Annotated in this window: 17 protein-coding genes; 10 read left to right on the top strand and 7 right to left on the bottom strand. The window is 42.5% G+C overall.

The annotated features are described in order from the left end of the window. Positions 1–43: 43 nt before the first annotated feature. The 3 genes from VFM80_RS07655 (at position 44) to VFM80_RS07645 (ending at position 1,875) form a co-directional block, all read left to right on the top strand. Positions 44–1,222, top strand: coding sequence for an aspartate aminotransferase family protein (locus tag VFM80_RS07655; RefSeq protein ID WP_395071154.1), 1,179 nt, complete (start codon positions 44–46; stop codon positions 1,220–1,222). Between the two features lie 112 nt (positions 1,223–1,334). Beyond that, positions 1,335–1,565 carry a DUF433 domain-containing protein gene (locus VFM80_RS07650; RefSeq protein ID WP_395071152.1) on the top strand — a complete coding sequence of 77 codons (231 nt, stop codon included), beginning with the start codon at positions 1,335–1,337 and terminating at the stop codon, positions 1,563–1,565. Then, the gene (locus VFM80_RS07645; RefSeq protein WP_395071150.1) at positions 1,549–1,875 is read left to right on the top strand and encodes a DUF5615 family PIN-like protein; all 327 of its coding nucleotides are present in this window, start codon (positions 1,549–1,551) and stop codon (positions 1,873–1,875) included. The genes VFM80_RS07650 and VFM80_RS07645 overlap by 17 nt, the downstream gene beginning before the upstream one ends. A 33-nt stretch (positions 1,876–1,908) precedes the next feature. Here VFM80_RS07645 and VFM80_RS07640 read toward each other — a convergent pair whose 3' ends face one another. Next, positions 1,909–3,087, bottom strand: a complete 1,179-nt coding sequence (locus tag VFM80_RS07640; RefSeq protein ID WP_395071149.1) for an anhydro-N-acetylmuramic acid kinase — start codon at positions 3,085–3,087, stop codon at positions 1,909–1,911. Between the two features lie 38 nt (positions 3,088–3,125). Between VFM80_RS07640 and VFM80_RS07635 the strand changes: the two genes are divergently transcribed. Both VFM80_RS07635 and VFM80_RS07630 read left to right on the top strand, forming a co-directional pair. Beyond that, positions 3,126–3,371 (top strand): hypothetical protein, encoded by a 246-nt coding sequence (locus VFM80_RS07635; RefSeq protein ID WP_395071147.1) that lies wholly within the window; start codon positions 3,126–3,128, stop codon positions 3,369–3,371. Between the two features lie 86 nt (positions 3,372–3,457). Then, on the top strand, positions 3,458–5,164 hold the full coding sequence (locus VFM80_RS07630; protein WP_395071145.1) for a pyridoxal-phosphate dependent enzyme: 1,707 nt from the start codon (positions 3,458–3,460) through the stop codon (positions 5,162–5,164). An 87-nt stretch (positions 5,165–5,251) separates the two neighbouring features. On the opposite strand, the gene VFM80_RS07625 is transcribed toward VFM80_RS07630, so the two are convergent. The 4 genes from VFM80_RS07625 to lysC are packed head-to-tail and all read right to left on the bottom strand — an operon-like array spanning position 5,252 to position 9,028. Further along, entirely contained in the window at positions 5,252–6,073 is an 822-nt protein-coding gene (locus tag VFM80_RS07625) for a 2,3,4,5-tetrahydropyridine-2,6-dicarboxylate N-succinyltransferase (RefSeq protein WP_395071143.1), read from the bottom strand. A 52-nt stretch (positions 6,074–6,125) separates the two neighbouring features. After that, the gene (dapA, locus tag VFM80_RS07620) at positions 6,126–7,010 is read right to left on the bottom strand and encodes a 4-hydroxy-tetrahydrodipicolinate synthase (RefSeq protein WP_395071141.1); all 885 of its coding nucleotides are present in this window, start codon (positions 7,008–7,010) and stop codon (positions 6,126–6,128) included. Next, complete coding sequence (locus tag VFM80_RS07615; RefSeq protein ID WP_395071139.1) at positions 7,010–7,687, bottom strand: dihydrodipicolinate reductase C-terminal domain-containing protein; 678 nt, start codon at positions 7,685–7,687, stop codon at positions 7,010–7,012. Before VFM80_RS07615 ends, dapA begins: the two co-directional genes overlap by 1 nt. Before the next feature lie 12 nt (positions 7,688–7,699). Then, the gene (gene lysC, locus VFM80_RS07610; RefSeq protein WP_395071137.1) at positions 7,700–9,028 is read right to left on the bottom strand and encodes a lysine-sensitive aspartokinase 3; all 1,329 of its coding nucleotides are present in this window, start codon (positions 9,026–9,028) and stop codon (positions 7,700–7,702) included. A 233-nt stretch (positions 9,029–9,261) separates the two neighbouring features. Between lysC and VFM80_RS07605 the strand changes: the two genes are divergently transcribed. The 5 genes from VFM80_RS07605 to VFM80_RS07585 all read left to right on the top strand — a co-directional run bounded on the left by VFM80_RS07605 (position 9,262) and on the right by VFM80_RS07585 (position 16,424). Further along, on the top strand, positions 9,262–10,509 hold the full coding sequence (locus VFM80_RS07605) for a DUF819 domain-containing protein (RefSeq protein ID WP_395071135.1): 1,248 nt from the start codon (positions 9,262–9,264) through the stop codon (positions 10,507–10,509). Between the two features lie 137 nt (positions 10,510–10,646). Further along, positions 10,647–11,816, top strand: a complete 1,170-nt coding sequence (locus VFM80_RS07600; RefSeq protein WP_395071134.1) for a serine hydrolase — start codon at positions 10,647–10,649, stop codon at positions 11,814–11,816. After that, complete coding sequence (locus tag VFM80_RS07595) at positions 11,809–12,291, top strand: hypothetical protein (protein ID WP_395071132.1); 483 nt, start codon at positions 11,809–11,811, stop codon at positions 12,289–12,291. The genes VFM80_RS07600 and VFM80_RS07595 overlap by 8 nt, the downstream gene beginning before the upstream one ends. After that, positions 12,291–13,001, top strand: a complete 711-nt coding sequence (locus VFM80_RS07590; protein WP_395071130.1) for an SAM-dependent methyltransferase — start codon at positions 12,291–12,293, stop codon at positions 12,999–13,001. The genes VFM80_RS07595 and VFM80_RS07590 overlap by 1 nt, the downstream gene beginning before the upstream one ends. Before the next feature lie 210 nt (positions 13,002–13,211). Further along, complete coding sequence (locus VFM80_RS07585; protein WP_395071128.1) at positions 13,212–16,424, top strand: WD40/YVTN/BNR-like repeat-containing protein; 3,213 nt, start codon at positions 13,212–13,214, stop codon at positions 16,422–16,424. A gap of 80 nt (positions 16,425–16,504) precedes the next feature. Here the strand turns inward: VFM80_RS07585 and VFM80_RS07580 are convergent, their stop codons facing one another. Both VFM80_RS07580 and VFM80_RS07575 read right to left on the bottom strand, forming a co-directional pair. Continuing rightward, the gene (locus VFM80_RS07580) at positions 16,505–16,885 is read right to left on the bottom strand and encodes an ankyrin repeat domain-containing protein (protein ID WP_395071126.1); all 381 of its coding nucleotides are present in this window, start codon (positions 16,883–16,885) and stop codon (positions 16,505–16,507) included. Positions 16,886–17,159: 274 nt separating this feature from the next. Next, on the bottom strand, positions 17,160–17,934 hold a 775-nt coding region (locus VFM80_RS07575; RefSeq protein WP_395071124.1), incomplete at its 5' end, for a radical SAM protein.

Raw genomic sequence — 17,934 nt, 5'->3', positions numbered from 1 at the left:
CTTGGCTAACAACTAACCAATACACTCTTACACCAATAATCACATGGACAAAGCACAGCAGCTTGAAAAACAATATCACTTCCAGGTGTATAATCGCCTGCCGGTAACACTTTCACATGGCAAAGGTGCACTGGTTTGGGATACCGAAGGCAACGAGTACCTAGATGCCTTTGGCGGGTTGGCGGTGAATAATCTTGGCCATTGTCATCCAAAAATTGTTGTGGCCATCAAGGAGCAGTCGGAGAAGCTGCTGCATGCCTCTAATTTCTTTTATAATGAACCACAGAGTTTGCTTGCTGAGAAACTGGCTAAAGTATCAGGATTGGATCGGGTGTTCTTTTGCAACAGCGGCGTGGAGGCGATGGAAGCTTGTGTAAAACTGGCTCGCAAATGGGGTAAAAAACATGGGAAGTCCGGAAATTTCATTACGCTGAATGAAGGTTTTCATGGGCGTTCGCTGGCTACCATCGCAATGGGAATGCCAAGTTACACCGAAGGTTTCGATCCCATGCCGGAAGGATTTGAGCAACTACCTTTTAACGATTTTGAAGCACTTAAAGCCGCAGCAAATGAAGACACGATCGCTATTGCCTTTGAGACCATTCAGGGCTCCGGCGGGGTGAATGTGATCGATGCAGAATTCATAAAGAAAACCAGGCAGCTTTGCGATGATTTAAACATCCTGATGATCATTGATGAAGTGCAGTGTGGTGTGGGAAGATCCGGGAAATTTTATGCCTATCAACACTTTGATGTAATGCCTGATATCGTGGCTTCAGCCAAAGCACTGGCCGGAGGAGTTCCCATTGGTGCCATCATGGCAAAAGAAGAAGTGGCCTCGGCTTTTGGTTTCGGAGATCACGGTACCACCTTTGGAGGTAATCCCTTTGCCACACATGTAGCCAACGCCGCGCTGGATGCCATCGAGGAAGAACACCTTGTGGAACAAGCCCAAGAAAAAGGGGCTTTTATGATGAACCTGCTGAAAGAAAAATTATCCAAAAATCCATCTGTAAAAGACATCCGCGGACTTGGACTCATGATCGGCGTTGAACTGGATCGCCCCGCCCGACCCGTTGTCGATAAAATGTTTGAGCATAAGGTGCTTGGAAATGCCGCCCATGGAACGGTTGTGAGATTCTTACCTCCCCTTGTCATCACTATAGAACAAATTGAACGGGTGGTTGAGGTACTTGTTTTGGCTCTGGAGCAAACACCTTAATTGAGCATAAATGGCACTGATATTGTATTAATCATTCAAACTAAAATGAATGGCTAGTGAATTTCATCCATCATTTTTGTACTATTATTTTAGACAAATTAGAGTGAATCCCATGGATGCAATTCAAATAAATCCGAAAATTTTAGGTGGCACCCCTGTTTTTAAGGGAACTCGTGTCCCGGTAGAAACCTTATTTGACTACCTTGAAGAAGGTGCCTCTATTGATACTTTTCTTAAAGATTATCCCACAGTAAAAAAAGAACAAGCCGTAGCCGTTTTAGAAGTGGCCGGGAAAGTAGTTTCTTCCAAAGATTTCAAATCAAAATATGAAGCTACTTCTTGATGAAAATATTCCAAATCCCTTAAAAAAGGAACTTTCTGATTTTGATGTGTTTACAGTTCAGGATCAAGACTGGCAGGGAAAAGAAAATGGTGAGTTACTTAAGTTGATGTTTGAGAATAATTTTGACGCATTAATTACAGCCGATAAGAACCTCCAAAGTCAACAAAACTTTAAAACCTATCCCATTCCTGTTTCGGTTTTAAATGTGCCTCGACTAACCTATAAGCATATTCTTGAGCTGATTCCTAAACTAAAGGAAATTTTAAATACAGATCTGAAACCCGGCTCAGTTGTTATTAAAAATAATTAACGATTCATTTTCCAAACTTGAATCTTGAATTTCCTACCCAGGCAAACTTATCTTCCCCAAATGCACTTTCTCTTCCGTTACTCCCGGAATCGAGAATCCCTCTCCTGCCACTAATTCGTTACCGAAAAAGGCCATCATGGCGGCTTCTTTGGCATCAGCCGGAATACCTAATTCTTCAAAGGATCGAAAATCAGCTTGAGGTATTCTTTTTCGCAGATCATCCATCAGGGTTTTGTTATGGATTCCTCCGCCGCTTACAAAGCATACAAATTTCTGATCTCCGGCAACTTCATCTACCGCTCTGCTAATACTTTGGGAAGTTATGGCCATCAGAGATGCCACCACATCTTCCGGCAATAACTCAATTTGATGCCCCTCCATTAACTCTTCAATGTATGTCAGTCGGAAATCTTCCTGTCCTGTTGTTTTTGGAAAGGGTTTACGGAAATAGGGCTCAAGCAGGACATATCGGACCAATTCCGAGTGGACCATTCCTTTGGCTGCGACTTTACCATCTTCATCATAAGGTTGCTGAAAATACTTTTGCATGGCTTCGTTGATGAGTGTGTTGGCCGGACCGGTATCACTTGTAATGACCTTTTCTCCACTTTCAATCGTCGGCAGCCAGGTGAAATTTGCAATACCTCCCAAATTCAACAGCATTCGGCTTTGGGATTCCGATCGAAACAGGACTTCATCAAATATTCCTGCCAGTGGAGCACCTTCTCCCCCAACCGCCGTATGTTTTTGTCGAAAATCTGATATGGTGATGATGCCTGTCTTTTGACCAATATGATCTCCATCCACCATTTGAAAAGTCGCGTTCAGGTTGTTTTCGGTTTCGGCGGGGGCGTGATAAACGGTCTGTCCGTGGCTGGCGATCAGGTCAATATCTTCAGTTTTGATTCCCCACTCACCTAAAACACTCAATATCCAATCTCCATAAAAATCCCCTAATTCTGAATGAAGATAGGTGAGTGACCGGGTATCGATCTTATCTTTAGATTGTATGGCTGCTAATTTACCCCTCGATTCCGAATCATACTCAATGGTCGTGAACCTAATTACTTCGATACTAGAAGACCGGCCTGTACCCGATATTTTACAGAGAGCAATATCAAGTCCGTCAAGTGAAGTTCCGGACATCAGACCAATAATTAGTCGTTCCGGTTTTTCAGAAATTTCCCGGAGTTTTGCTATGTATTTATTCATAGTTTCAGGCTTAACATTTAAGTAAGAACCTACACAAAATGAGCGAACCTACCGAAGACGAAATTAAAGCATTTATCGAAGATGTGGAATTTCTGATCAATACGCTGAAGGATATCTTTGAATCTGATGATGCTCAGTTTTTCATTGATGAACAAAATGAGATCCTGTATGTGAAACTGGAAGGACTTAATGATTACACTGAGGATGAAATTGAAGAAATTGCCTCTCCTGTTCTTTCTGAATTAGATCTCGATTTCGAGGAGATCATTCTTCTTCCATTGTAATCAGATAAGCTGAAAAAGCGCTTTTTTCTTAATTTTTTGATACCTTCAGGTTCATAAAATCTGAGCGAATACCAACTTATTTCCTAATGAAAGCAACAAATTCCGGATATACAATGAGCTGCATCATGTGCGGCCGGGAAAATAACGAAAGAGAGACGAGTACGTACTGTACCTATTGCGGAGGTGTGTTAGAAATAGAGTACAAGGAGTCTGCAAAGAATATTCAATATCCGCTCAAAGAAATTCTACCTGATCCGCTCAAAAATAATTATACAGCTTTGAAGAGACTCAACCGGCTCTCAGAAAAGTACGGAGCTGATTTATACGGTAAGCTTGAATTTGAACACCCTACCGGTTGCTTTAAAGATCGCGGAAGCTATATTGAAGTTCAGAAAGCCTTAGAGCTTGGCGCCGATGCCATTTGCCTGGCCTCAACAGGTAATATGGCCGCATCTGTGGCTGCTTATGCCTGCTACTTCAAGATCCCATGTTTTGTGTTCGTACCGGAAAAAACCCCGGAAGTGAAGCTTGCTCAGGCCACGATATACGATGCCAACATAATTAAGATCAAAGGCGATTTCATGATTTGTGAAAAGCTCTGTCGTGAATTTGCCAAGTCAGGTAATTACTATTTGGCCGGTGATTATGTTTTCAGACAGGAAGGGCAAAAATCATTCTCGTATGAACTGCATGATCAGGGAATGACAGACTTTGACTACATTTTTGTGCCCATTGGGGCCGGAACTAATTTCGCTGCGATATATAAAGGATATAAGGAACTAAAAGCAGCCGGACAGATCGATAAGATCCCGAAATTTGTAGCGGTTCAACCCGAACAAAGTTCACCGGTTGTAGAAGGAATTTTCAAGAAAGACAAGATCGTAAAGGATCAGGTGAACACGATGGCTGATGCTGTGGCAGTTGCTGATCCTCTGGATTTCTACAAAGTATTTCGTGGTATTGAAGAAACCGATGGGCTTGCTTTCACGGCTACCGAAAATGAACTCCTGGATTCCATGAAGGAAATGACGGTAGAAGAAGGATATTTCACGGAGCCGGCCTGTGCTATTCCATTGGCTACATTCAAAAATAACCTGGATACTTTTAAAGATAAAAAGTGCCTTTTTGTACTCACGGGAACCGGACTCAAGAGTTCGCATATTGTAGCCAAATATTCTCTCTCATCCCCTGTACTTCCCCCAAACACCGAACGAATTCAACAGTATATCGAATCCGGTTTTATTGATATGCAAAAAAACAGCTGGGGACAGACCCGTAATACCGGTTTTGAAAATGTGAATATGGATGAGGGACACACCAAGCTTTACGATGAATATGTTCACAACATCAATCGTAAAGGAAAAACTTTAAAAGAAGAAGAGATAAAGGTTCTGCGCTCGCTGGTTTATAATGAAGATACCGACCTGAAATATCCTGTTGAGGTGGTAGATTATAAGATCACTATGCGAAAGCACGGATTGGTTAGTGCTGCTGTAAAACTGAAGATCGAGGACAAAGATGAGGTTATTTCATTGGATCAGGGTGTTGGCCCGATCGATGCCATCCTCACGGCCATAAAAGCAGAAACCGATGGATTTCTACCGCTCGAGGTTATCAATCACGAAGTGGAGATTTTAAGTCCTGATACAGATTCATTGGTGGTTGTTACCCTCACTCTCGAAAAAGAAGGACATAAATTTACCTCAAAAGGAGCCTCCCCTGATACGTTGGAAGCCGTTATTCAAGCCTTTGTGAAGGGACTTGCCGTAGCTAATAAGGCGCTGGCAGTATAATTCAAAGTGTTACGGTGTGAAAGTGTTAAGGTGTTACCGTTTTATAAGGAAACAACCTTAACACGGTAACACCTTCGCGCAGTAACACTATCTAAGCGCATTTTCTAATTCAAGAGAGGCGTTGCTTCCTTCATCTCTGTACTTCACAATAATAGGGCACGCCATGCTGAGGCCTTTTTCTTTGGCCCAGTCGTTATTTACGGGACGGGTTCCGGGAATTACAACCGCATTTTCAGGAATGTCAGCACCGCGATCCAGCATTTTTTCATTCACAATGTCATACACTGGAACAGCTTTGGAAAGCGTAACACCGGGAGCTATTACCGCTCCTTTCTTCACTAAAATTCCCTCTACAATCACCGCGCCGGCACCGATAAAGCAATCATCTTCAATGATCACCGGATTCATTCCAACAGGCTCTAATACCCCACCGATCTGAACACCGGCAGACAAGTGTACATTTTTTCCAATTTGGGCACATGACCCAACCAATGCGTGACTATCAACCATAGAACCTTCGTCCACATAAGCTCCAACATTGATGTAAGCCGGAGGCATGATGATCACTCCTTCAGAAACAAAAGCTCCTCTTCGAACAGAAGAACCGCCAGGCACTAATCGCACTCCGTCTTCGGGTGCAAAAAATCGAGGCGGGAGATTGTGCTTATCTACAAACCCCTCATATATGCCCTCATAAGATGTATTTTCGCCATCTTTGAAGGAAGCAAGGATCGCTTCCTTCACTTCAACATTTGCTTCCCAGCCGTTTTCCGTCTTATTCGCGGCACGTAAGGTTCCTTCTTCTAATTGATCTAAAACTTCTTCGTAATTCATTCTGTGTTTTTGATTATTGAATTCATTTCTTGAGTCATCCTGATCCCGGTTTATCGGGACGAAGGATCTGCACATATCAAATTTGTGAAGGTTCTTCGCTTTTGCTCAGAATGACTTTATAGTATCATTACTGTTTTTCCAGCCAGCTGCTGATCTCTTTATCCGCTTTGAGAAGCTCCTGCTCTACTTCTTCGGAAATATCTCCCAATGATAGTGGCAACCGGACGGTATCATTTGTAATCCATCCTTTTCGGTTCAACAACACTTTGGCAGGAACCGGATTGGGAGCCTTGAACAAAGCATCCGTTGCATTTTTCCAAAGGGGAAACAGATTATCTGTATTTCCTTCTATACACATTTCCGTATATCTGTGAGTTGCTTTTGGCCATACATTTGAGGCTACGGAAACCAATCCGACCGCGCCCTCTTTGGCAAATGCAGGAGTTAATCCATCATCACCACTGTAGAATTTCACATCCGGAGCTTCTCTTCTGAATGCCTTGAATTCTTCCACACTTCCGCTGGCTTCCTTCACTCCCATCAGGTGATCAAATTCCTTGCTTAATCGCGCAGGAATGGAAGGATGCATTTTAACCCCCGTTCTGGATGGTACATTGTATAGCATACATGGAATTTCAGTCTCACCCATCAGCTCACTGAACCATTCAAACTGACCCTCGGCACCGGGTTTGGCATATAACGGAGTCACTAAAAGCAAGGCATCCGGTTTGATCTCATTACAAAAATGGATGAAATCGGCTTGAGCCGGAAGGTCAAATCCTCCAACACCAACCATCATTGGCACGACCAAATCCAAGCCATTGGTGAACTCAACTACTTCTCGTTTTTCTTCTTCATTTAAATTCAGTCCCTCACCGGTACTTCCCAACACCAACACGCCATTTCCGGCTTCTTCTTGTTTTCTAAGTAGCATCTCAAAACTTTTGTAATCAACGCTTCCGTCCGTATTCATTGGGGTTACTATTGCTGTCCAAAGTGGAAATTGTTCCATTATTTTTGTTCCTCTATTACTTGATCAAATAACTGTCCAAAGGTACGAATTCCTGCTTCCATCTTCGAATTGTTGACCAACTGTTTGGCAGCCCAAATTGCGCCTTCGGCAAATAAAGCCCGGTCCAGGGCTTTGTGTCTCAAGGTGATCTCTTCTGTTCCGGTTTTCATAGTCAATTCGTGAATTCCTTTCACATCACCTTCGCGGGCTGAAGTTACTTCAGCTTCTTTATCCAGCCATTCTTTCCATGAAAGAGCTGTTCCACTTGGAGCATCTTTTTTGTGAATATGATGTACTTCGTGAATGTGAAATTCCGGATCCTTCAGAATAGTTGATCCTGCTGAAATAGCTTCAATGCTTTTTCGGATGACGTTCATCCCCAAACTAAAGTTGGAAGCCAGCACCCATTTGGCATTTTTAGCTTTAATTCTTTCTTCAAGATCATCCGGCCAATCGTAACCTGTACTTCCCCAAGCTGCAGGGATTCCTGATTCAATCACATCATCAATAACACCCGAGACTGCATCGCCGGGTACAAAAATTATTACGGCATCTGCCTGTTTCAGTTTTTCTGCGGTAGGTTTGTTGCTTGCATCAAAAGCTTCTGAAAGCTCATCACCAAGCAATTCGACTACTTTCCCACCGGTTTTTCCTGTTCCTATAACTGCAATTTTCATATTCTCTTTGTTCTATTCCTTTATAAATTTCTCGTGAAGCGTACGTACAACATCTTCGGCCTGATCATGATCTATCAAAAAGCATAAGTTATTGGGACTTGCACCGTGACAAATAAGCCGCACGTTGTATTTCTCCAAAGCAGTAAATAATGGTCCGCCAAGTCCGGATGTCTTCTGCATATTATTTCCGATCAGGGCTATAAGCGCAAGACCTTCCTCAACCACCACTTCTGCAAAGCGACCCAGTTCTTCCAGCACTCTATCTGTCAGTTCAACTTTATTGGCCGCATTAACAGCAGTATCCAGTGTCAAAGCCACACTTACCTCACTTGTACTTACCAAGTCAACTGAGATCTTATGCTCTGCCAATACTTTGAACAAATGCGCCAAAAATCCATGTTGGTGAAGCATTTCCAGGCTATTAACAGTAAGCAAAGTCTGATCTCTTCTTAAAGAAATGGCCCGGATCGGGGGTTTTTTATCTGCTTCTTTCACGATAAAAGTGCCCGGATTATCCGGATCAGAACTTGATGCCACCCGAACATTTACTCCCCCACGAATGGCCGGTTTTAATGTTGCGGGATGAAGAACCTTTCCTCCAAAAACAGAAAGCTCGGCAGCTTCATCAAAAGAGATCTCATGTATTGGGAATGCACCCGGAACAATTCTTGGGTCGGTCGTGTAAACTCCGGCAACATCCGTCCAGATCTCAAGGGTATCAGCACCAACTGCTTCAGCAAATAAGGATGCCGAAAAATCACTCCCTCCCCGCCCCAGTGTAGTCGTATTTCCAAAAACATCAGAACCGATAAATCCCTGAGTCAAATAGGTCTTTCCCTGTTGAATATATTTTTTAGCCTTCTTCTGTATGGATTCCCAGATCGGCTCGGCATTTCCAAAGGTGGAATCGGTTTTCATAACCTCACGCGCATCAAGCCATTCGGCATTAACACCGTTCTCTTTCAGCACTTCCACAAATATCTTTGTGGACATCAATTCCCCAAAAGAATACAGCCGGTCTTTCCAGCGCTTATCGCGACCTACAAAATCCAGGTGTTCACGAAGTTCTGAGAATTGGGTATAAAATCCTTCCCGGAGTTTCTCTTCCTCCTTGCACTGTTCAATAATTTCAAGATGCCTTTTTTCAATATTTCCGAGCAGTTCTTCCCGCATGGTGGAATCAATATTAGCGGCAGAAAGAGCTACAAGATCATTGGTAGTACCTGAAGTTGCACTTATCACAATAAGTCGGCGGTTTTCATCAGCCGCCACTATGTTGGCACTGCGCTGCATGGCTTCAAACGTGCCTACGCTGGTGCCTCCGAATTTAGATACGATCATTCTTTATTAAATAGTTGATTTGATAAAATGAGTAGCATCAAAAATAAAGACAAATCGACCCAATACCTTATTTAAATAGTTTATCAGAATGATTTTCATATACTTTAATAAGTGATCCACACTATGCCAGGTAGTAATCACGCTTCTGATTTCTGGGCACAAAATCAAAACTGTCACATTCCTCAGAATTTTGTATTCTCACACAAATTTATAATCTGAAAATAATCTACTTCATGGACTCAGCACTGATCACCAGCGATGCGGTTACCTTTGGACTGTTGATGGCAATTTTAGCCGGAATCTTTATCACCTCGCATAGTGATAATCCCAAATGGCAGAAATTTTATAAGTTCATTCCTTCTTTGTTGCTTTGCTATTTCCTGCCCTCGCTCTTAACAACTTTCGGGATCATATCCGAAGCGGATTCCAATCTATATTATGTAGCTTCCCGTTATCTGCTGCCTGCGAGTTTGGTTTTGTTAACCCTCAGTATTGATTTTAAAGGTATTCTCAATCTTGGTCCTAAAGCGGTGATCATGTTTCTTGCCGGTACTTTCAGCATTATGCTGGGTGGCCCCATTGCCATTTTAATAGTAGGCACTATAAATCCGGAGATCATTGGCGGAACCGGACCTGATGAAGTTTGGCGCGGACTTGCAACGGTTGCCGGAAGCTGGATCGGTGGCGGTGCAAACCAAACCGCCATGCTGGAGATCTATGAACCGAGTGCCGATCTGTTTGGAGCCATGGTTACGGTAGATATTATAGTAGCTAACATCTGGATGGCCTTCCTTTTATATGGAGCCGGAATTTCGGATAAAGTAGACAGGTGGTTTAAAGCAGACTCCTCTGCCATTGAAGAACTAAAACACAAGATCGCAGACTATCAGGCTGAAATTGCAAAAGTTCCAACCCTGGTTGATTTTACTAAGATCATAGCGGTGGCATTTAGTCTGGTCGCCCTTGGACATCTTGCCGGAGACTCCATTGCTCCATGGATCACTGAAAATGCTCCAAATTTATCCCGCCTTAGTTTGAATTCCTCCTTTTTCTGGATCATTGTAGTAGCCACTACAGGCGGTCTTATATTATCCTTTACAAAAGCACGTAACCTCGAAGGTGCCGGAGCTTCCAAGATCGGGAGTCTTTTCCTCTACATTTTGGTCATGACCATAGGAATGAAAATGAACATTGCTTCTATGTTGGATGCTCCCGGCTATTTCGTTATCGGTGCGGTATGGATCCTGATTCACGTTATCATTTTATTGATCGTTGGAAAATTCATTAAGGCACCGTTCTTTTTTGTGGCGGTTGGAAGTCAAGCCAACGTAGGCGGTGCAGCGTCTGCCCCCATTGTAGCATCAGCATTTCATCCGGCTTTAGCACCTGTAGGTGTTCTGCTCGCTGTTCTTGGTTATGCACTCGGGACCTACGGAGCGTGGATCAGCGCTGAGATGATGCGCATTGTGTCCGGTTTCTGATCATAGCTAATTGTTACTCGTGGATAAGGTTAATTCCGAATTCACGAATAACAATTATCTGTTACAAACTCAGGATAAGCTCTTTTCTTCTTTGTATCTTTAGGCTGAAATTATAATCCTGTTTAAAATCTCATTTCTTGAAGAGAGCTCTAAAATTTTTATTCATCTTTCTGTTCGTTGCGGCTGCTGTTTTTGCGATGGTTATAGGCCTCAATTATTCCGGTTTTAAAACCCTTTTTGAAAATAAAGCCGGAATGGCGGAAGGCAGTCAATACATCGAAAACACCTATTCACTAGAAGGGCTTGCCCAATTTGTAGGTGAACATCCTGAGTGGGTTTCCATCACTTCCTATAATGTGAATGATCCTGATTCCGGGATCTTTTATCAGGAAAATATTCCCAGAGCTTTGGGTGCTACCTCAAATATTTTCTTATTGATGGAATATGAACGTCAGGTTGCGGAAGGGATAATTGATCCTGCCGAAATAGTGACTCTTGAAGAGATCAAAAAGTTTGCCCTGCCGGAGATCAGCGAAAATAATCATCAAAAATTGGTAGAGAAATTCGAGGGCAGAAGTGCCACACTTGATGATATAGTAAAAGCGATGCTGCAAAACAGTGACCTAGTTGTTGCTGACTATTTGTGGTTTAAACTTGGTGAACAAAATATCCGTGCCTTGATGGACACACTTAATATGCCTGAAACTTCACTCCCCCTTCCTTTTTCAGGGATGTACATGAGGATCAACCCAAGTCTTAATGACACCGCCGGTTTGGATTCTGTGAGTTACAGCGAATTTGCGGAACAGGCTATCGAGTCTGCCCGAAACCTAAAAGACGATTCAATCTTCAACATGGAAGTAAAAGCACAATTTGAAGATGACCGGCTTTCCCTGAGCTTTATGCAAGAACGAGATGCACTTGCCTATTTTCCGCAGGCTACGACCAGAGAATTGGCAGACATGATGGCCCTTTTACTCTCTGATGAAATATTATCGAAAGAGATCTCTCAGCAAATAAAACAAAAATTGAGGTGGCCCATGGGATCAGAACCAATTGCCCGGAGCTTTTCAGATTATGGTGCTATCTATGACAACCGGATGGGACTTTTAGGCGGTATCGATTTCGGTACTTCTATTTATGACGGACATACTTCTGTACAGGCTGTATTTTTCGATCAGCTTCCGGTTGGGTTTTGGGTGCATATGTCGGCCAACCACATGCAAGAAGATTACCAACAGCGACTGATATGGGATCCGGCTTTGTATGAAACTACCATCAAAGAAATTGCCAAGAACAATGAATAAATACCGGCTTTTAAATCTCTATTGGGTTGTGCCTGCTTATCTTCTCTTTTTGGTGTTCCAACAAGGAATGGTTTACAAAGGAGCCATTGATACCTACGAAAATGGAGAAACCTATCTTGCTGAAGTTACCGATTTCGATATCAAGCAAATTGCAGCTCAAAGTAATGGATACGTTGATCTCCGGTTTGAGGCAAATGGCGATGTGATAGAACGAAGAATGTCGCTATCCATACAAATGGCACAGGAACTGATGGAAAGCTCCAATATTCCCATTCGCTACCAACCGGATTCATTCCAGGAGATCGTACTCTATCCAACTTATCAAATACAGAAAAGTACCTCTCTTGTTAATATGGGTGTGGCTTTCATTGGATTGGTTGTTACTGTGATAGCCGGCTTTTTTGTAAACCGATACATCCGCCGAAAAGTGGCTGATGAAAATGACGAGAAATTTGAAATTGAAATGGTTTATTAATGGCTGGTACTTTATACCTCATACCAACTACTCTTGGTAATACACCTGAAAATAACACCATACCGGAATACACGCTAAGTATCCTAAGGGAGCTTGATGTTTTGATGGTTGAAAATATTCGCAGTGCTTCTTCATTTCTTCAGTGGGTTGGCAATACTGTTCCTGAGTATGAAATAGAATTTTATCATCTCAATAAGAACACTCCCGATCAGGAGATCCACTCCTTTCTTAAACCTGTTAAACAAGGAAGAAATGCGGGTGTTCTTTCAGAAGCCGGAGCTCCGGCCGTAGCTGATCCCGGTGCAAAACTGGTGAAAATGGCCCATCAAAGTGGGATCCGGGTAGTTCCATTAGTTGGACCCTCTTCTATTCTTTTGGCTTTGATGGCATCAGGATTCAATGGACAAAATTTCGCCTTTCATGGATACTTACCTATGGATCAAAACAAGCGAAGGTCTATGATCACTCAGTTAGAAGGGGAATCTCGCCGGCATGACCGCACACAGATTTTTATGGAAGCTCCCTATCGTAATAACGAAATTTTGAAGGATATACTCTCAACTTGTTCTGAAGCTACTCACCTTTGCACGGCAACAGATATAACACTTCCCACCGAAGAGATCACTTCTCAATATATCTCTGATTGGAAATCAGCTAAACTTCCGAACCTCAATAAACGCCCTACTATTTTTATTATTTACGGGAAGTGATCTTTGGTTAACCCCTCCTAAAATCTTACTCAGCATTTTATCAGATATCAATTATATTAGAGCACGGCTTTTTGACCTAACGACTGTTGTCCATGCAATTATGGATCAAGCACAAATAATTCAGGCTTAGTTCTTTGCGCTGAGTCCCATAAGTTTTGATATTCATAAAGCCGTTCTGTGGATTATAACTCTCACTAAAACGAATTCTCTATGAAACTCAGCTACCGTAAAACAGCATTCTTTTCTTATGCAGTTCTCATCTTTGTCATCCTCTTCAGTTTTAGTTCATCAAACTCAGCTAATGCTCAGGTTTTTGGACACGGCGAGGACATTAGTAACCCTGACTACGAACAAACATTATTTCAGGAATTAGAATACAGGAATATTGGGCCATTCCGTGGCGGACGTTCTGTAGCCGTTTCAGGACATGCCGATCAGCCTCATACCTATTATACGGGATTTACCGGGGGTGGAGTTTACAAAACCACTGATGGTGGAATTAACTGGTATAATGTGTCAGACGGATATTTTAAAACCGGTTCGGTTGGTGCAATTTCTGTTGCTCCATCCAATGCAAATGTGATCTATGCAGGAATGGGCGAGACTTGTATTCGCGGAAACATGTCGGCCGGAGACGGAATGTACCGTTCTGTGGATGGCGGTAAAACCTGGGAACATATCGGTTTGGGAGATTCTCATTTCATTGGTGAGATCGTCGTACATCCGGACAATGAAGATGTTGTTTGGGTAGCCGTATTAGGTCATGCTTTTGGAAACGAAGGTAATTCAGAACGCGGTGTTTTTAAAACCACTGATGGTGGCGAAAATTGGAAACGTGTACTCTATCACAATGAAAAAACGGGTGCCGTTGATGTTGAGATAGATCCAAATAACCCCCGAATTTTATATGCCTCTTTATGGGAAGCTTATCGTAACGCATGGGAAATGTCGAGTGGCGGCGAAGGCAGCGGTCTTTACAAAAGTACAGATGGCGGTGAAAACTGGGAGAATATATCCCAGCGCCCAGGACTTCCTAAAGGAATTTCGGGAAAGATAGGTGTTGCAATCTCACCATTGAATTCAGAACGAATCTGGACAATCATCGAAAATGAGAACGGTGGACTTTTCCGTTCTGATGATGGAGGTGAAACCTGGAATCGAACTACAGCTGACCGCAATCTTCGTCAGCGTGCATGGTATTACACACACGTTGTAGCAGGAACCAACCACGAAGATGAAGTTTATGTATTGAATGTTGGATTCCATAAATCTACCGATGGAGGAAACAGCTTTGAACGCATCGGAACACCTCACGGCGATCATCACGATCTTTGGATCTCTCCTACAGATGGTAACCGCATGGTTATTGCCGATGATGGCGGTGGACAGGTGAGTTACAACGGTGGTGAAAGCTGGTCATCTTATTACACATCCGCTACGGCACAGTTTTATCAGGTGATCACTGACAATCAATTCCCATACAGAATATACGGTGCCCAGCAGGATAATAGTACCGTTGGAATTTTGAGTCGTACTGCCGGCAGTGGAATTACTGAAAGAGACTGGGCCCCTGTTGCAGGTGGTGAAAGCGGATATATAGCACCCGATCCGGATAATCCAAATGTTACTTATGGAGGAAGTTATGGTGGTTACTTCAACAAGTTTAATGACTTCACCAACCAAAGTGATCGTATCGATGTTTGGCCTGATAATCCAATGGGAGCCGGAGCTGAGGATCTGAAATATCGATTTCAATGGACCTTTCCTATCTACATCTCTCCTCATGATTCTGATATTCTGTATGCTACATCACAGTACGTACACCGATCGGATGATGAAGGAATGAGCTGGGAAACCATTAGTGGTGATCTGACTCGCAATGATAAGTCGAAACAAGGCGAATCCGGCGGCCCAATCACCAAAGATGATACAAGTGTTGAATACTATAATACAGTCTTTACCTTTGCAGAATCTACCGTTCAGCCCGGAGTATTATGGACCGGAGCTGATGATGGCCTCATTCATGTAAGCCGGGATAATGGGGAAACATGGACCGAAGTAACACCCGAGGGAATGCCGGAAGCCATGGCAAGTATCATAGATCCTTCTCCACACGATGCGGGTACCGCTTACTTGGCCGCTACCAGATATAAGTTCGATGACTTCTCTCCTATGTTGTACAAGACCACTAATTATGGTCGCAGCTGGACCGAGATCACCAATGGGATTCCTGAAGGAGATTTTACACGGGTGATTCGCGAAGATCCTAACAAAAAAGGTTTGCTATATGCCGGAACCGAAACCGGAGTCTATGTCTCATTTAATGACGGTGACAAATGGCAGCCTCTTCAATTGAATTTACCTGCTGTGCCTATTACAGATCTAACCATCCACAAAAGAGATAAAGATTTGATTATAGCGACTCAAGGGCGTTCTTTCTGGATCCTGGATGATCTTTCAGTGTTACACCAGCTTAGTGACGAAGTGAGAAATTCAGAGTATTATTTGTTCAAGCCCGAAACAACCTATTTATTTGGACGACACAGTGAACCTTCACCCGGGGAAACCTTAGGAGAAAATCCTAAAGACGGCGTGGTGGTTTATTATAACCTTAATAATGTTCCTGATAGTGAAGTTAAACTTCGGTTTCTCGAACCTGATGGATCAGTTATCAGAACTTTTTCCAGCAAAGAAACATTAGAAGGTGACCCCGTGGAAGAATCTGATGAATTCTATGAAGAATCCCACAATGTTCCATCAGATGTGGTTTCAACTAAACAAGGAAACAATATCTTTGAATGGAATATGCGCTATCCTGGGGCAACAAACCTGGATGGTATCCAGATCTTATGGTCCGGAAATACTAATGGTCCCAGAGCTATACCCGGAACCTATCAGGTTCAACTTCTCGTAGATGACGAAGTAGTTGGAACTCAAAGTTTTGAGTTAACTAAAGACCCTCGTATTGAAACTACACAGCAAGATTTCCAGGCTCAGTTTGATCTTCATCAAACCATCGTTGCTAAACTTGATACCACCCACAAAATGATCAACCGAATCAGGGAAGTGCGTTCGCAGATCAATGAGGTGAAATCCGATTATTCCGATAATACTGAGATCCAGAAACGTGCCGACGCCATGCTAAAAGTTCTTGAAGAAGTAGAGGGTGAGTTAGTACAAACCAAAGCCGAGTCTTATCAGGATGTGTTGAACTTCCCTATAAAGCTGAACAACAAATTAGCTTCTCTTGCAAATACCGTGGCTACCGGAGACGGACGCCCAACCCAGCAGCAATATGAGGTCTATGTTGACCTTGAAAACCGAATTGAAGAACAATTTGAACGAATTGCTCCAATATTTGAAGGTGAATTACCTAATTTAATTCAGGAGATAGAACAACGAACTATTCCTATCGATAGTTAACCAAGTCATGGAAAACAAAAAAGCAGTGATAGTTTCTATCACTGCTTTTTTTTATGAATAATATTTTTAGTTACTAACTATTAGTGTGCCCCTGCAGCATTTAATAATTCAACTACATTATTGTGATGATGGGTTATAGCTTGATCTTTAGCTGACCATCCTCTGTCGTCATAAACATCAACATCTCCACTATGTTCAATCAGATACTGAACTATGGAATGATGGCCATTGCAAGATGCCCAGTATAAAGCCGATGTCCCTCTATTATCACGAATATCTACTTCAGCCCCATGTTGTACCAAAAACTCAACAATATCCTTATGTCCATGCTTGGCTGCTTTTAACAATGCAGTTCGGTCATGATTGTCTTTGGTGTTAACGTCGATCCCATCATTAGCTAATCCCACGATGGTTTCCAGATCGCCGGTCTCTGCGGCTTCGAGAAATGATTCTTCATTCATAACGTATCCTCCTCAACTATGTATTTTAGATTGGCACTTGTATTGTAATTTGTGGATGGTCAAATGTCAAATTAGAAATACCACCCTATTTTGAAGATTGAATGAATTCAGAAAAAGGAAAGGCATAAAAAAACCCGATATCCATTTTCGAGGTTAAGAGTGAAAAGCTACTTTCTATTTATTCTCTTACAGATATCGGGCCTAAAAAGCTACATACATAAAGACGAAAGCCAACGTAAATAGTTTCTTTCTTTGTGTAAAAAAGTATAAACCTTTAAAAAAGATTTAGTTGTGCCCCTTTAATGCGGATAAAATGGTCTGTCGTCAAATGTCTTTTAGTTTCGTTCAAACCCAATCTTTTAGTATGGACTTTAAAAAGATCTGAGATCTGCTTTGCAAAGTTTCCTTCCCCTTTCATCCTTGTGCCCCATTCCGAATTATTCAATTTTCCATCTCTAATATCCAGGATCTTCCGTAATACTTTCTTCTTACGTTCAGGGTAATGCTGTTCCAGCCAATCAATAAATATGTCTTTAACTTTATAGGGCAGACGCACTATCGTGTAACCTGCAAAAGAAGCACCTGCCAAAGATGCTTTTTCCAGGATCTTAACAACCTCGTGATCCGTAAGTCCGGGTATGATCGGGGCTACATTGACTCCAACCGGAATCCCGGCATCAGATAATTTACGAATGGCTTCCAATCTTCTATTCGGTCTTGATGTTCTGGGTTCCATTACGGCTGTTAAGTCGTTATCAAGGGTTGTAACCGAAACAGTCACACTTACGCATTGAAAATCGTTCAGTTCACAAAGCAGGTCGATATCCCGGGTTATAAGATGATTCTTGGTTATGAGTCCTACAGGATTTCGAAATTCCGCAAGTACTTCAAGGCAACCACGGGTAAGCTTTAATTTCTTTTCTATGGGTTGATAGATATCGGTCACCCCACTCATAGCAATTACTTGGGGTTTCCACTTGGGGGAACTCAACTCTTTCCTGAGTAACCCCGGAGCATCATATTTCACCACGATCTTTGATTCAAAATCG

The sequence above is a fragment of the Gracilimonas sp. genome (assembly GCF_035704785.1).
Classification (GTDB): domain Bacteria; phylum Bacteroidota; class Rhodothermia; order Balneolales; family Balneolaceae; genus Gracilimonas.
The sequence above is the reverse complement of the archived record's forward strand: the minus strand, read 5'-3'. Positions and strand labels throughout refer to the sequence as shown.

Bases quoted from the DNA above. Each gene is read 5' to 3' on its own strand.
- VFM80_RS07635 (WP_395071147.1), top strand. From the start codon at position 3,126: ATGAGCGAACCTACCGAAGACGAAATTAAAGCATTTATCGAAGATGTG.
- VFM80_RS07645 (WP_395071150.1), top strand. From the start codon at position 1,549: ATGAAGCTACTTCTTGATGAAAATATTCCAAATCCCTTAAAAAAGGAA.
- VFM80_RS07585 (WP_395071128.1), top strand. From the start codon at position 13,212: ATGAAACTCAGCTACCGTAAAACAGCATTCTTTTCTTATGCAGTTCTC.
- VFM80_RS07595 (WP_395071132.1), top strand. From the start codon at position 11,809: ATGAATAAATACCGGCTTTTAAATCTCTATTGGGTTGTGCCTGCTTAT.
- VFM80_RS07590 (WP_395071130.1), top strand. From the start codon at position 12,291: ATGGCTGGTACTTTATACCTCATACCAACTACTCTTGGTAATACACCT.
- VFM80_RS07605 (WP_395071135.1), top strand. From the start codon at position 9,262: ATGGACTCAGCACTGATCACCAGCGATGCGGTTACCTTTGGACTGTTG.
- VFM80_RS07650 (WP_395071152.1), top strand. From the start codon at position 1,335: ATGGATGCAATTCAAATAAATCCGAAAATTTTAGGTGGCACCCCTGTT.
- VFM80_RS07615 (WP_395071139.1), bottom strand. From the start codon at position 7,687: ATGAAAATTGCAGTTATAGGAACAGGAAAAACCGGTGGGAAAGTAGTC.
- VFM80_RS07640 (WP_395071149.1), bottom strand. From the start codon at position 3,087: ATGAATAAATACATAGCAAAACTCCGGGAAATTTCTGAAAAACCGGAA.
- VFM80_RS07630 (WP_395071145.1), top strand. From the start codon at position 3,458: ATGAAAGCAACAAATTCCGGATATACAATGAGCTGCATCATGTGCGGC.
- lysC (WP_395071137.1), bottom strand. From the start codon at position 9,028: ATGATCGTATCTAAATTCGGAGGCACCAGCGTAGGCACGTTTGAAGCC.
- VFM80_RS07580 (WP_395071126.1), bottom strand. From the start codon at position 16,885: ATGAATGAAGAATCATTTCTCGAAGCCGCAGAGACCGGCGATCTGGAA.
- VFM80_RS07655 (WP_395071154.1), top strand. From the start codon at position 44: ATGGACAAAGCACAGCAGCTTGAAAAACAATATCACTTCCAGGTGTAT.
- VFM80_RS07625 (WP_395071143.1), bottom strand. From the start codon at position 6,073: ATGTGCAGATCCTTCGTCCCGATAAACCGGGATCAGGATGACTCAAGA.
- dapA (WP_395071141.1), bottom strand. From the start codon at position 7,010: ATGGAACAATTTCCACTTTGGACAGCAATAGTAACCCCAATGAATACG.